Raw genomic sequence first — 13535 nt, 5'->3', positions numbered from 1 at the left:
TGCGTGCCCGCGGCGCTGGCCCATAATCGCGGCAACTTCAGGGGGGCACGACCATGTTCGACCGGATTTCCCGCAGCTGGACCCTGGTGAAAGCCAGCGCCGCGGTGCTTCGCTCCGACAAGGAGCTGCTGCTGTTCCCGGTGATCTCGGCCTTCGCCACCCTGCTGGTGGCGGCGACCTTCATGGTGCCGGTGTTCGGCCTGCGCCTGTTCGAAGGCGGCGAGATCGGGCCGCTGGGTGCCGTGGTCGGTTTCCTGTTCTACCTGTGCCAGTACTTCGTCATCTTCTTCTTCAACACCGCCCTGGTCGGCGCGGCCATGATCCGGCTCGAGGGCGGCGACCCGACGGTCAGCGACGGCCTGCGCATCGCCCGCTCCAAGATCGGCGTGATCCTGGGCTACGCGGCGATCGCCGCCACCGTCGGCCTGATCCTCAAGGCGCTGGAAGAGCGCGCCGGCGCCATCGGCAAGATCGTCGTCGGCCTGGTCGGTGTCGCCTGGACCCTGGCCACCTTCCTGGTGGTGCCGGTGCTGGTGGCGCGCGACGTCGGTCCGATGGAAGCGGTGAAAGAAAGCGTCGAGCTGCTCAAGCGCACCTGGGGCGAGAACGTCGCCGGCAACGTCGGCATCGGCCTGGCCTTCGGCCTGCTGACGGCGCTGGTGGTGCTGGCGGTCGTTGCGCTGGTGGTCGGTGCCGCTTTCGTCGGCGGCGCCAAGCTGGCCATCCTGGTCGGTGTCGTCGGCGCCCTGGCCATCGCCTTCGTGGCGGTGCTGCAGGCGGCGCTGTCGGGCATCTACTCGGCGGCGCTGTACCGCTACGCGGTGGACGGCCAGGCCCCGGCGGGCTTCGGCACCGGCCAGCTGGAAAACGCCTTCCGCCCGAAATAATCGGCCGGCGCCGGTCGCCGCCCGTTCGCTCCGACCCCGACGCCTCAGCCTGCCGGCTGGGGCGTCGGCGTTTGTGTGACCACGTAACGTCGGCCGGCCACGCCGATGCGCGGCGGCCGGCCGGTGCGCTCGAAGGCATCGTGGCCTTCGCGCAGGTTCGACCAGAAGTCGCGCCAGGGGCTGGCGCGCCAGTCCGCCTCGGCGCGCTGACCGAAGCGGAACGGGAACACGTGCACCGGCACCGCGGACTGGCCCTTGGCCAGCGCCGCCGCGAGCAGGCTGTAGATCTGCTCGATGTTCGCGTCGCCCATCGCGTAGCAGCCGATCGACACGCAGCTGCCGTGCACCATCAGGTAGTCGCCGGTGCGGCCGTGGGCGCGGTCGTAGGCGTTCGGGTAACCGAGGTTGAAGGACAGGTGGTACTGGCTGTGCGGATTGAGCTGGCCGCGCGCTACCCGGTAGAAGCCTTCCGGCGCCTGGCCGTCGCCCTGGCGCTGTTTCGGGCCCAGGTCGCCGGACCAGGTGCAGATAGGCCAGGTGCGGAACAGGCGGAAACGCCGGCCGTCGTCCACCCACAGCTCCAGTTCGCTTTCGTCCTTGAAGATGCGGATGAAGACCGGCGCGCCCCAGCGCAGGCCGGCCGCGGCCAGGTCGCGCTCCAGCGCCGGGCGCACGCGCGCCGCCGCGGCCGCGGCGCGGTCGCCGCGCGGCACCACGCCGGCGGATTCGGCGCGGGCGGCCAGGGTGCGGCCGGTCACCGGCAACGCGAACAGCGCGCCGCCCAGCAGCAGGATCGGCAGGGCGGCCAGCCCCAGGCGCAGTCGCGGGCTCATTGGTTCAGGCTGCGGCCGCCGTCGACGCGGATCACCTGGCCGGTGGTGTAGCGCGCGTCCTGCAGCAGCCAGCGCACCGCCTCGGCCACGTCGTCGGGATCGCCGGCGCGCGCCAGCGCGGTCGCGGCCAGCATCGCCGCCTTCTCGTGTTCGGCCTTGCCTTCCTCGGGCCACATCACCGCTCCCGGCGCGACCGCGTTGACGCGCACCTCGGGCCCCAGCTCGCGCGCCAGCGACTGCGTCATCATGATCAGCGCGGCCTTGGCCATGCAGTAGACGGTGTGGTTCTTCAGCGGCCGCTCGCCGTAGATGTCGGCCAGGTTGACGATGCCGCCGCCGGCTGCGCGCAGCGCCGGCGCCGCGGCCTGTGCCAGGAAAAACGGCGCCCGCGCGTTGCTGGCGAACAGCGCGTCCCAGTCGGCGGGCGTCGCCCGGCCGACCGGCGTGGGGCGGAAGGCGCTGGCGTTGTTGACCAGGGCGTCGAGGCGGCCGAAACGCGCCAGGGTCGCGGAGACCAACTGCCCGGGCGCGGCATCGTCGGCCAGCTCGGCCCGCAGCACCAGGGTGCTGCCGGGGCGGACGTCCTCGAGTCCGGCCACCAGCCGGGCCATCTCGTCGGCGGAGTGGCGGTGGTGCAGGGCCAGGTCGTAACCCGCGCCGTGCAGGCGGCGGGCGATGCGCGCGCCGACACGTTTGGCGGCGCCGGTGATCAGGGCGACAGGGGCGGGCATTCGGGGCTCCGGGGATTTGCCGGTATCCTGCGCGTACGCACCTGAAGATTCCATCATGAGCCTGCAAGCCCCCGCTCCGGACGCCGACGCGCTGGCCCACAGCCAGCGCCTGCTGGCCCTGATCCGCGCCCAGATCGCCGCCGGCGGCGGCGCCATCCCGTTCTCGCGCTACATGGAGCTGGCGCTGTACGCGCCGGGCCTGGGCTACTACAGCGCGGGCGCGCTGAAGTTCGGCGCCGAGGGCGATTTTGTCACCTCGCCCGAGCTCGGCCCGACCTTCGCCGAATGCGTGGCGCACTGCGCGGTGCAGGTGATCGCCCAGCTCGGTGGCGACGCCGACTTCTTCGAGATCGGCGGCGGCAGCGGCGCCTTTGCCGAAGCCGCGCTGCGGCAGATGCAGGCCTACGGCGCCGTGCCCGCGCGCTACCGCATCCTCGAACCCAGCGCCGACCTGCGCGAGCGCCAGCGCGCGCGCCTGTCCGCCGCGCTGCCTGCCGATCTTTTCGCGCGCGTCGAGTGGCTGAACGGCCCGCCGGAAACGCCGTGGCGCGGAATGCTATTCGCCAACGAAGTGCTGGACGCCCTGCCGACGCCGCGTTTCGTGCTGCACGACGGCGAGGTGTACGAGGAGTACGTGGCACTGGCGGCCGACGGCGCCCTGATCCGCGTGGACCAGCCGGCCGACGCGCTGCTGCGCGCGGCCGTGCGCCACATCGAACACGACGTCGGCGCGCCTTTCGCCGAAGGCTATCGTTCGGAGGTGCTGCCGCAGCTGCCCTACTGGATCCAGGCGGTCGGCGGCCTGCTGCAGGACGGCGCGATGCTGTTCGTGGACTACGGCTATCCGCGCCGCGAGTTCTACCTGCCCGAGCGCAGCGACGGCACCCTGGTCTGCCACCACCGCCATACCGCGCACGGCGACCCGTTCCACCTGCCGGGCCTGCAGGACATCACCGCCTTCGTGGATTTCACCGCGGTGGCCGAAGCCGGCATCAACGCCGGCTTCGACCTGGCCGGCTACTGCGCCCAGGCCAGTTTCCTGGTCAACAACGGCCTGCCCGAACGCCTGGCCGCGATCGAGGAAATCGGCGACGGGGTCGAGCGCCACCGACGCCACAACGAGGTCAAGCGACTGACCCTGCCGGGCGAGATGGGCGAACGGTTCCAGGCGATCGGCTTCCAGCGCGGCGTGGACATCCGCCCCGCCTTCGCCCGCGGCGACCTGAGCCGCCGCCTGTGATGCGCGACTTCCACCGGCCATGGCTGTGGCTGGCGGTGTGGATCTTCGGTCTCGCGCTGTGCATCGTCCTGTCGCTGCTGCCGCCGATCGAGCTGGGTGCGCCGCACGATTCCGACAAGCTCGGGCATCTGCTGGCGTATTTCACGCTCACGGCTTGGGCGGTTTCGATCTTCCGGTCCCGGCGTGGGCAGTTCCTTGCGGCGCTCGGGCTGTTCGTCCTCGGCCTTTCCCTGGAGTTCGCGCAGGCGCAGCTGACCACCACGCGTCTGGGCGACCCGCGCGACGCGGTCGCCAACACGCTGGGCATCCTCGCCGGCCTGGCGCTGGCGTTCACGCCGGCGGCCTTGTTCCTGCAGCGCCTCGACCGCCGCCTCTCCCGCTGACTGGCCACGCGCCGACGAGGGTCGGCTGGCGCCCTGCGGACCGACGCTGAGCCCTCTCCGCGCGACCTGCCCGCGCCCGGGCCCGGCAAAAACGAAGACACGAACCGGCTGCCGGACGGCCCGTCAGGGGTTGTGGCGGGGTTCGCTGTCGAACCGCATATCCCTACCCAGAGCAAACGACATCGGACGTTCGGCCCGCACAGGCGGCCGGACCCTCCGGCTCCGTCGTGTGTTCGTCGGTGGTCGCGGGTCCGCGATGCCGGCTCAAATTCCTGAAGGAAAAGGGTGGGTGAAGGGTGAACATGATCGAATTTTTCGGGCGCGCGTTTGCCGCAGATGCCGGCAAGACTGCGTCGCGCAGCCCAGTTCTTGATGGTCCGAAGGCGCTCGGCCTCTGGACATTGCTGTTCGTGCTGTCGGCAGGGCAGGCCGCCGCCGCGTTGCCTGCGCCCACCTTGACCGCACCGGCCAACTCGACCGGGTCGTACACCGTCAGCTGGACCGGACAGTCCGGCTCCGTCGAGGACTCCTACACCCTGCAGGAAAGTTCGGACGTGTCGCCCTGGACCACGGTGGTGAACGACGATCCCGTGACGTCCAAGGCGTTCACGAAGACCACCAGCGGTGCCCGCTACTACCGGGTGAAACACTGCTTCACTTCCGATGCCGGTGAAGTGGGTGGCGGTGGCTCGACCGTCTGCTCTCCGTACAGTGCCGTCAAGACGGTGCAGGTCTACATCCAGCCCACCGGTACACCGGCGATCGGCTGCACGGGCTGCGCATCGCCGGATACCAATGGCGACCTGACCATAACCTGGACCAGGCCCTCCGGCACCGTCACGCACTACCGCGTGTTCAGCCGCCGCAATGGCGGTGCCTTCCAGCGCACCGACGTCGCCGGTGCCAACACGCTGAGCCTGGCCTTCAACGACCTGGCGGACGGAGACTGGGACTTCCAGGTCGATGCCTGCAACGCGCTGCTCGATACCGGCTGCAGTGCCGACGACTCGGCGTTCAAGTCGGTCGAGGTGCTGAAGACGCCGTCGCAACCGACCAACCTTCAGGCGCCCGCTTCCAGCACGACCGGAAGCTTCACCCTTTCCTGGAGCGCCTCGACCGGCTCGGTGGCGCATTATTCGCTTTACCGTGCCAACCGGGTCAGCGCGTCCTGCCCGAGCTCGGGCTACATCCACCTCGGCAACCAGACCGCCACCTCCAAGGTCTTCGGCGGTCACGCCGACGGCGATTTCTGTTTCAAGGTCAAGGCCTGCAACAGCGGCAGCTGCAGCACCGCCAGCACGGGCAGGGCTGTCTCGGTGCTCAAAGTGCCGACCTTGCCGGCCAACGTCACGCTGCCGGCCACCAACGAGAGCGGCGATTTCACTCTGAGCTGGGGCCCCTCCCAGGAGACCGTGGCCTACTACCAGGTCGACCGCGCCAAGGTCGGTGAGAACTGCCCGGGCACCGACTACCAGTTCTGCCAGGTCGGGCAGGTGACGAGCCCCTCGATGTCCTTCCAGGACCAGGACGACGGCACCTATTCGTTCAAGGTCAAGGCCTGCAACGCCAGTGGCTGCAGCGCCCGCACCGCCTCCGTCGCCATCGTGGTGGAGCGTTCGGCGCTGGGGCTCCCGGATGCGGAGGTGGTCGAGCTGTCGCGTCCCACCGCCCAGACGGTCGGTTCGCTTCCCGAAACCGCCGGCGTCGATGGCGGTCGCGTCAACTACCGCATCAACGTCCCGGTGCCGCCGGGCCGGCAGGGCATGGCACCGTCGGTGAGCCTGGAATACAGCAGCGGTGCGGGCGACGGCGTGGCCGGATTGGGCTGGTCCCTGTCCGCCGGGCAGGGCAGCATCTACCGGTGTTCGAGCATCGTGGCCATCGACGGCGAGACCAAGCCCTATAACGGGTCGAGCAGCGACCGGCTGTGCCTGAATGGCGAACAGCTCAAGGTGGTCCATCTCAGCTACGGCCAGGTGGGCTCGAAGTACCAGACCGAGGTCCAGTCCTTCGTGACGGTTGAGCTGCTCGGAGCGGGATCCGCGTATCCGGGAAGCCGCTTCAAGGTCACCGATCGGGCCGGAGTGGTTTCGTACTATGACGAGGCGCTGCTGCCGGCCCGCGCGGACGGCACGGTCAGCAGCTATCCGACCCGCTGGCTGCTGACGCGCGTCGTCGACCTGAGCGGAAACCGGATCGACTACGTCTACACCGGCTCGGCTTCGGAGCGCCTGCTCCACCAGATCATCTACACCGGCATGGGCGCCAGCCAGGGCAACCGCAGCGTCAGCTTCCTCTACGAGGAACGACCCGACCGCGCTGTCTCCTACAATCACCAGGGCATGATGTCGGTACAGAGCCAGCGTCTGCGGCGCATCTCCACCTGGACCAACGCGACCTGGGAGAATGGCGACCTGGCGACCACGACGTCGCTGCGTTACGACACCAGCGACGTCAGCGGCCGCAGCCTGCTGGTCGGCGCACAGGTCTGCAAGGACATTGCGGGAACGACTTGTTACCCGGAGTCCCGCTACAGCTACAACGACCAGCCGCTGACCTTTTCCGGGCAGATCGCCCGTGTGGTGGGCGAGCAGTTTACGTTGCAGCCACTCGGCGACATCGACGGCGACGGCGCCGAAGACGAAATGCTGCTGGAAGAGGTGGTGAGCACCAGCGGTGCCCGCACCATGCAATTGGTCGAACTGAGGCTTTCCAGCCGCGACCAGCCGTACGGCGGCCCATTCCTTTCTCCGCAACTGCAGACTTCACTCGGCTATTCGGCAAGCTTCGGCCGGAGCCGGGCGAAACCGCGCAGCACCGATTTCGACGCCGACGGCCAGAACGACCTGGTCAGCGTGGGCGCGGACGGCCGTCTGCTCGTGGAAACCTGGAGCCGGCAACAGAGCCGCTTCGTTTCCATCCCCGTGAACCTTCAGCTCTCGAGCACCTACGCCGCCGTAGCCGGAATCCTGGACGTCGACCGTGATGGCGACCCTGACCTGGTGGCCACCGAACGGGTGGGGGACGGCTACGTCAACAGGATCCATCTCAACTGCTCCGTCCAGCAGTCCGGGCAGCTCAGCTTCTGCGGCTCCGTCGACGTGCCGCAGGCTCCGTCGGCCGGCAGCCAGCAGCTGGGCCTGGGCAGCGTCGGCGACGTCGACGGCGACCAGATCGCCGACGCGACGTTCTCGGGCAGCTATGCGGACGGAACGCCGGTCCAGCCTTACGTCCAGCTCGGAAAATGGGTTGGTGGCCGGTTCCAGTTCCAGGCGTCCGCCGTGCCCCTGAGCAGCCTCGGCGTACCCGACCCGATGTCCGGCAGCGGCGTCCAGTACACCGTGGACGTCAACGGCGACGGCCAGGGCGACATCTTCCGCCGTTACGACAACGGCAGCACCCAGCTGTGGCTGCATACCGGCCGGCATGACGGCCCGATGTACGTGGCGGTGAGCGTTACGGGCAACATCGACATCGACCGGAACCTGGCGGGCGGCATGTTCGTCATGGACTACAACCACGATGGCCGGACCGACCTCATGGTGCCGACGGTCGTCACGCAGAACTACTGCTACCTGTGGCGCCCCAACCCCTCGGGCGAGGCCCAGGACATCTGCAGTGAGGCGACGCTTGCCCCGTACCGCTTCGAGAACAGCGACATTCCGCATCTGAACCGCGGCGTCTACCGGTACGACGTCGTCCGCTTCGTGCAACAGGGCAACGGGTCCTACCAGATCCAGCGAACCGCCACGCCGGTCGAAGGCACTCTCTTCGCCACCGGTGAGTGCGATCCCAACGGCGACGGCCTGTCGGATGTCTGCTACTCGATGCACAACCAGCGGGCAGCCGTGCACAGCGGTCCCGGCGGAGACAACGTGGTGGTTGGACGGTACCTGGGCAACCAGGTCCAGCTTGGCATGTTCGCCCGGTACGGCCAGCGCGACGAGAATACGTTCGGCATCGATGCGCTGCGCGAGACCATCAATGGCATGGGTGTCGTCAACCGGTGGAAGTACGGCGCACTGTCCGGTGCCGGCAACAGCAGCTGCCTCTATGGCCAGGACCGGCCGTTCTACCGGGTCGACCCCGAGCTCGCGTTCCCCGGCCATTACCACTTCAACTCGTCCATGCAGGTGGTGACGCGGCACGAATCCTCGAACGGCGTCGGTGGCATGAACGCCCAGTGCTTCCGTTTCGAGAATGCCATGTTCTCCACCGGCGGCCGCGGTTTCCAGGGCTTCAAGGCAATCGTCGTCGACGAGGACATCGACGACGGCCATGACACCAGCACCCGCACGGAGTACTACGACTACTTCCCGCTGACCGGCCAGACGATGCAGGTCCAGAAGCGGCTGCGGTCGGATTCGCCGTCGTCCGTTCCGCTCAGCGAGTCCATGCAGGAATGGTCGCACGTCACCCACGGCAACGGTGTGCGCGTGACCTACCTTTCCAGCAGGACCGACGTCACCTACAACTTTGACAGCCCCGGTCGGGAGCCGCTGAGTACGACCACCGTGGTCAACTCGCACTCGGCCGAGGACATTCGGTACGGGAACGTCGGCACCCAGACTGTCACCGTTGAGACGTTTGATGAGGGCGGCGAAACGGTCGTCTACAACTCGAGCCGAACTGACTTCGAGATCGACTACGACGTCGCGGAGTCGGGCTGGATGGACAAGCTCGACCGAAAAACGGTCACTACTTCGGCCACAGGCTACGCGGGCCTGGACGGCCCCGTCCCGGATGCGGAGGCCAACGCCGAGAAGGTCGTTACCGAGGACTATTCCTACTACGCCGACGGCAAGCGCCGGATCAGGACGAAGACGCTCCAGGCTGGCGTCCCGTACGAACAGTACGTGGAAGAATACGAATACGACGAATACGGGAACCTCGTCGCCGTGCTCGCCGAGGGCGCCGACAATCCGCAGCAGCACGTGCGCGAGACGCGCACCAGTTTCAGCGCGACAAACGGCTACTTCCCGCATCTGATCACCGACGCCGCCGGGTTCCGCACCGTGGTATCGCATTCGGAAGCGCATGGACAGTTGACGGAGGCGATGCGTGACGACGGCAAGATGCTGACGCAGGACTACGACTTCGCCGGCCGGATGATCCGCAGCCACGCGACGCCAGGAACCCAGAAGGACATCATCGAGCAGTACTGCGCCAGCGGCTGCGGCGATACCGCGGTGTACCGCACCACCGTGATGGACGGTGCACCCACGACGGTTGAGCACCTCGACCGGCTGGGGCGGACCATCAAGGTCCGCACCAGCGGATTCAACGGCGCTGCCGACACGGTGGTTACCCATACCTACGACGCACGCGGCCGTGTGCTGGCCGCGAGCGAGCCTGGCCACCAGGAAGGGACCCATCTCACCCGGTACGAGAACTACGACGCTCTGGGCCGAGCGGGCCGCAAGGTGGTCGATCGGTCGGGCCATGCGGTGCCCTCGCAGGTCTGGCAGTACCGGTACGAGGGCCTGGAGACGACCGTCATGCTGCCCGGCGGGGAGCTGTCGGCTTCGCGTCGCTACGATGCCGGTGGCCGCCTGTTGTCCACCACGGATGCAGAGGGGTCGACCACCCACCACCGTTACGACGGCCTGGGCAACCTGGTGCTCACCCAGAATTCGGTAGGCACCCAGGTGCGCCACTATTTCGACAACCTCGGCCGTGAGGTCCGTACGCACGACCCGGACGCGGGCACGCCGGTTGCCGCTGCGCAGACGCTGACCTATGACGGTTTCGGCAATCTGACCCGTACCGAGAACGCCAACGGCGACGCCATCGTCAACTACTACGACGCCATGGGCAGGATGCGCGTGCGCCGCGTCAACGGCGAGCTGGTCGGACTGTGGATCTACGGCGAAGGCGCGCAGGCGCACCAGCTGCAGACGGTCCTCGGTGGCGACGCCAACGACGACGGAAACGACGACTACCGCAAGAGCTACCACTACGACGGTTTCGGTAGGTTGGTGCGGACCGAGCTGGCGATCGAGGGCAACCCGCGCGTCCTGGTGGGCAAGCTCGCGTACGACGGCTACTACAACCGTCTGAAGGGCCGCACGTACCCCAGCGGAGAAACCGTCGGTTACAGCTACGACCGGTTCGGCACGCTGTTCGCCGCGCGTTCGGCCTGGACGGGCCCCGCCAACTCCGATGTCGACCTGTACGTGATCGAGGGCATGAATGCCCGCGGCCAGACCACCGGCATGATTTTCGGCAACGGCGTACGGGGCGATTACGACTACGCGGACTCGACCGGCGACGTCCGAGGGATAGCGTATGGTTTCGAGGGTTCGGAGCCCCTGGCCGAGCTGCTCTACCGGTACGACGACGCCTTCGGGAACCTGACGGCCCGCGAAAGCGTGACGCATGGCGTGCTCGAGTCGTTCACCTACGACGACCTGCAGCGCCTGGACACCAGCGAGAAGGTCTGGTCCGTCGGCGCGACCGCCCCGCAATCAATCGACTACGACTACGACGAGATCGGAAACCTGGTCCGCAAGTCCGATTTCGGATCGGTCTACCTCTACGGCAACGTCGACCGAAGCCTGGGCGGAAACGCCGGGCCCCACGCCGTGCGCCAGGTGCAGCTGGTCGGTGGCGGCGTGGTTGATTTCAACTACGACGCCGCCGGCAACATGATCTCCGGCCGTGGCCGCGACGTGGCCTTCGACGTGTTCAACAAGCCGGTTCGGATCCAGCAGGGCGCGGACCTCACGCTGCTGCGCTACGACCCGGACCTGGGCGTTTCGGTCCGCATCGAGAACGGCGTCACCAAGTATTTCGACGACGGTTACGAGCTCGTCGTATCCGGTGGCGCCATGGCCGAGGAGCGCACCTATGCCGCGCCGCAGGCGGTGATCGAGACCAATGCCCAGGGCCGCAAGCTGCGCTTCCAGCACCACGACCGCATGGGCTCGCTGGTGATGGTGACCGACGAGGCCGGCGCGGTGACCGAACAGCACGGGTTCGATGCCTTCGGTCTGCCGCTGGCGGGTGACTGGAAGAGCAGCGACGGTCTGCTGCATGGTGCGACCACCGGTCCGGAACGTCTTGCCGAGCAGGGCTTCACCGGTCACGAGCATCTCGACCGTCACAGGCTGGTGCACATGGGTGGCCGGATCTACGACCCGCAGCTGGGACGGTTCATGAGCGTGGACCCGCTGATCCAGAGCCGGACCAGCACGCAGAGCATGAACGCGTACTCGTACGTGATGAACAATCCGCTCAGCGGCATCGACCCGTCGGGCTACGCCTGCGTGATCGCCGGCACGTCAGGTACTGACGGCGGCTCGGCGGGCACGGCCACGCGCGCGGCGCGGGCCTGCGAGTCGGATGGTGATATCACCGGGCGCAGTCCCGAGGACCACGCGGCGATGGCCTACATCGAGGCCCAGGAGGCCAACGGGCGTGTCTTCCAGGATGCGACCGTGGTCGAGGCAGACGTCGACGAGAACGGAGCGGTGACCAACGTGACCGAGCGCGACGTCACCGGCGTCGAGCAGGCTGCGAAGCGGCTCATGTCCCTCAAGGAGCGCTACAACCTGGCCAACGCCAGCCAGGGCTTGAACGGCAGCATCAGCCACTTCACCCGCGTGAAGAATGACCCGTACTTCTTCGCCAGTGGAGACGAGATAAACGATTACCAGCGGGACTATTCGAACTCCCTCATTGCCGAGAGGGACGCGTGCTTCGAGCGCCGTGACATCGCCTGCATGGGTCGCATCGATGACGAAGTGAACATGGGACCCGGCGGCAACCTGCGTGGGGACGACAACCAGCGCTATGAGGACCCCGGTTCCGCGACTCACTTCAGCCGTAGCCGCCACCTCACGCCGCGCGAACGGGAGGGCAAGATGGCCCGGGAGGCGCTCGGCAGCGGTGCGCTGCGCGGCACCACCTTCCAGGCGGGCGCGTATTCGGTGGCGATCGCACTCGGTGGCTCGCACGAGCAGGCCATGGCCGCCGCAGGCATGACTGGCGGACTGACCGGCGTCGCGACGCGTTTGCCGGGCGTCATGCGCAACACCATGGGTAGCGCCGAGTCGGTGTCGCAGTCCGGCAAGCCGATGCACCAATCGGTCCAGGAACAGCGGCAGCTGGTCGGATCGGATAGGGCGCCGGTGGCGCCCCCCCGCTGAGGTGCGGACTGACGTTCTGGAACCCGCAAGTGGAGAGCCCGCCGCAAGGCGGGCTCTTCGCCTCCGACCTGGCTCAGAGCTTCGAGTCTAGGAGCCGCGGGCGTCGCGGATGGCGGCGATGCGGGCCTTGCGCAGCCACTCGCCTATGGCGGGGCCTTCCAGGCCGGCGGCGACCGCGTGGCCGGCGGAGACCGCGGCGGCGGCGGCGTGCAGCTTGAGCAGCAGCGGCGCGGAGGGATACTCGGTTTCCGTCAGCCCCAGCCGCCCGCGCTTGTCGGCCTCGCAGGCAAGCGCCAGCTGCGCGATGCGCTCGGGCTTGCGGAACCCGTCGCAGCGCGCGATCAGGTCGTGTACGGTTTCGGGCCGCAGTTCGGCCAGGCGGTGCACGTTGAGGTGTTCGCGGCAGACGATCTCGGCGACGGCGGCGAATTCCGCCGGCACCTTCCAGCGCCCGCAGACCGCGCGCAGCGGCCGCACGCCGCTGTGCTCGTGGCCGACGTGCTTGGGCAACTCGGCCTTCGGCGTCAGCGCTTTGCCCAGGTCGTGGGTGAGCGCGCAGAAACCGACCAGCGCGTCGCCGGGCGCCAGCCGCGCGGCCATGTCCAGCACCATCTGGGTGTGGATTCCGGTGTCGACTTCCGGGTGGTATTCGGGCCGCTGCGGCACGCCGTAGAGCGCATCCACTTCCGGCAGCAGCCTCGCAAGCGCGCCGCAGTCGCGCAGCAGCGCGATCGCGGCGGAGGGCTGCGGCATTTCCAGCGCCTTCTTCAGCTCCTGCCAGACGCGTTCGGCGACCAGGTGGTCGACCTCGCCGGCGGCGACCATGCCGCGCATTAGCGCCAGCGTCTCCGGCGCGATCGTGAAGCCCAGCGGCGCGAACCGCGCCAGGAAGCGCGCGGCGCGCAGGATACGCACCGGATCCTCGGCGAAGGCCGGCGAGACGTGGCGCAGCACCCGCGCCTCGAGGTCTCGTGCGCCGCCGAAGGGATCCACCAGCGAGCCGTCGGCGCGCTGGGCGATGGCGTTGATGGTGAAGTCGCGGCGTTCGAGGTCCTGCTCCAGCGTCACCGTCGGTTCGGCGTGGAAGACGAAACCGGTGTAACCGGGCGCGGTCTTGCGCTCGGTGCGCGCCAGCGCGTGCTCCTCGCGGGTTTGAGGATGCAGGAAGACCGGGAAGTCCTTGCCCACCGGCCGGAAGCCGGCGTGGATCATCTGCGCGGGCGTGGCGCCGACCACGACCCAGTCGCGGTCGCCCGCCGGCCGCCCCAGCAGCCGGTCGCGCACCGCGCCGCCGACCAGATAGGTTTCCAT

General features: G+C 68.4%; 7 protein-coding genes. 4 read left to right on the top strand and 3 right to left on the bottom strand.

Translation table 11 applies throughout. The features are described 5' to 3' along the window. Window positions 1–53 precede the first annotated feature (53 nt). Window positions 54–887: a DUF6159 family protein gene (locus E1B00_RS08425; RefSeq protein ID WP_139447524.1), complete on the top strand. Its 834-nt coding sequence runs from the start codon at window positions 54–56 to the stop codon at window positions 885–887. A 44-nt stretch (window positions 888–931) separates the two neighbouring features. Here E1B00_RS08425 and E1B00_RS08420 read toward each other — a convergent pair whose 3' ends face one another. Together E1B00_RS08420 and E1B00_RS08415 are read right to left on the bottom strand one after the other, a co-directional pair. Next, complete coding sequence (locus tag E1B00_RS08420; RefSeq protein ID WP_176693169.1) at window positions 932–1720, bottom strand: L,D-transpeptidase family protein; 789 nt, start codon at window positions 1718–1720, stop codon at window positions 932–934. Next, a complete protein-coding gene (locus E1B00_RS08415) occupies window positions 1717–2451 on the bottom strand; it encodes a pteridine reductase (RefSeq protein ID WP_139447523.1) in 735 nt (244 codons plus the stop codon). Before E1B00_RS08415 ends, E1B00_RS08420 begins: the two co-directional genes overlap by 4 nt. Window positions 2452–2506: 55 nt before the next feature. Between E1B00_RS08415 and E1B00_RS08410 the strand changes: the two genes are divergently transcribed. The 3 genes from E1B00_RS08410 to E1B00_RS08400 all read left to right on the top strand — a co-directional run bounded on the left by E1B00_RS08410 (window position 2507) and on the right by E1B00_RS08400 (window position 12224). Then, window positions 2507–3691, top strand: coding sequence for a class I SAM-dependent methyltransferase (locus tag E1B00_RS08410; protein ID WP_139447521.1), 1185 nt, complete (start codon window positions 2507–2509; stop codon window positions 3689–3691). Then, complete coding sequence (locus E1B00_RS08405; RefSeq protein ID WP_139447519.1) at window positions 3691–4074, top strand: VanZ family protein; 384 nt, start codon at window positions 3691–3693, stop codon at window positions 4072–4074. The genes E1B00_RS08410 and E1B00_RS08405 overlap by 1 nt, the downstream gene beginning before the upstream one ends. Before the next feature lie 302 nt (window positions 4075–4376). After that, window positions 4377–12224 carry an RHS repeat-associated core domain-containing protein gene (locus E1B00_RS08400; RefSeq protein ID WP_176693168.1) on the top strand — a complete coding sequence of 2616 codons (7848 nt, stop codon included), beginning with the start codon at window positions 4377–4379 and terminating at the stop codon, window positions 12222–12224. Between the two features lie 87 nt (window positions 12225–12311). Here E1B00_RS08400 and E1B00_RS08395 read toward each other — a convergent pair whose 3' ends face one another. Next, on the bottom strand, window positions 12312–13535 hold the full coding sequence (locus E1B00_RS08395) for a multifunctional CCA addition/repair protein (protein WP_139447514.1): 1224 nt from the start codon (window positions 13533–13535) through the stop codon (window positions 12312–12314).

This window comes from Arenimonas terrae (assembly GCF_006265115.1).
GTDB classification, from domain to species: Bacteria; Pseudomonadota; Gammaproteobacteria; order Xanthomonadales; family Xanthomonadaceae; genus Arenimonas; species Arenimonas terrae.
Note: the sequence above shows the minus strand (reverse complement) of the source record. Positions and strands in the feature narration are given on the sequence as shown.

Coding starts and splice junctions, on each gene's coding strand:
- E1B00_RS08405 (WP_139447519.1), top strand. CDS start 3,691: ATGCGCGACTTCCACCGGCCATGGCTGTGGCTGGCGGTGTGGATCTTC.
- E1B00_RS08395 (WP_139447514.1), bottom strand. CDS start 13,535: ATGGAAACCTATCTGGTCGGCGGCGCGGTGCGCGACCGGCTGCTGGGG.
- E1B00_RS08415 (WP_139447523.1), bottom strand. CDS start 2,451: ATGCCCGCCCCTGTCGCCCTGATCACCGGCGCCGCCAAACGTGTCGGC.
- E1B00_RS08425 (WP_139447524.1), top strand. CDS start 54: ATGTTCGACCGGATTTCCCGCAGCTGGACCCTGGTGAAAGCCAGCGCC.
- E1B00_RS08420 (WP_176693169.1), bottom strand. CDS start 1,720: ATGAGCCCGCGACTGCGCCTGGGGCTGGCCGCCCTGCCGATCCTGCTG.
- E1B00_RS08400 (WP_176693168.1), top strand. CDS start 4,377: ATGATCGAATTTTTCGGGCGCGCGTTTGCCGCAGATGCCGGCAAGACT.
- E1B00_RS08410 (WP_139447521.1), top strand. CDS start 2,507: ATGAGCCTGCAAGCCCCCGCTCCGGACGCCGACGCGCTGGCCCACAGC.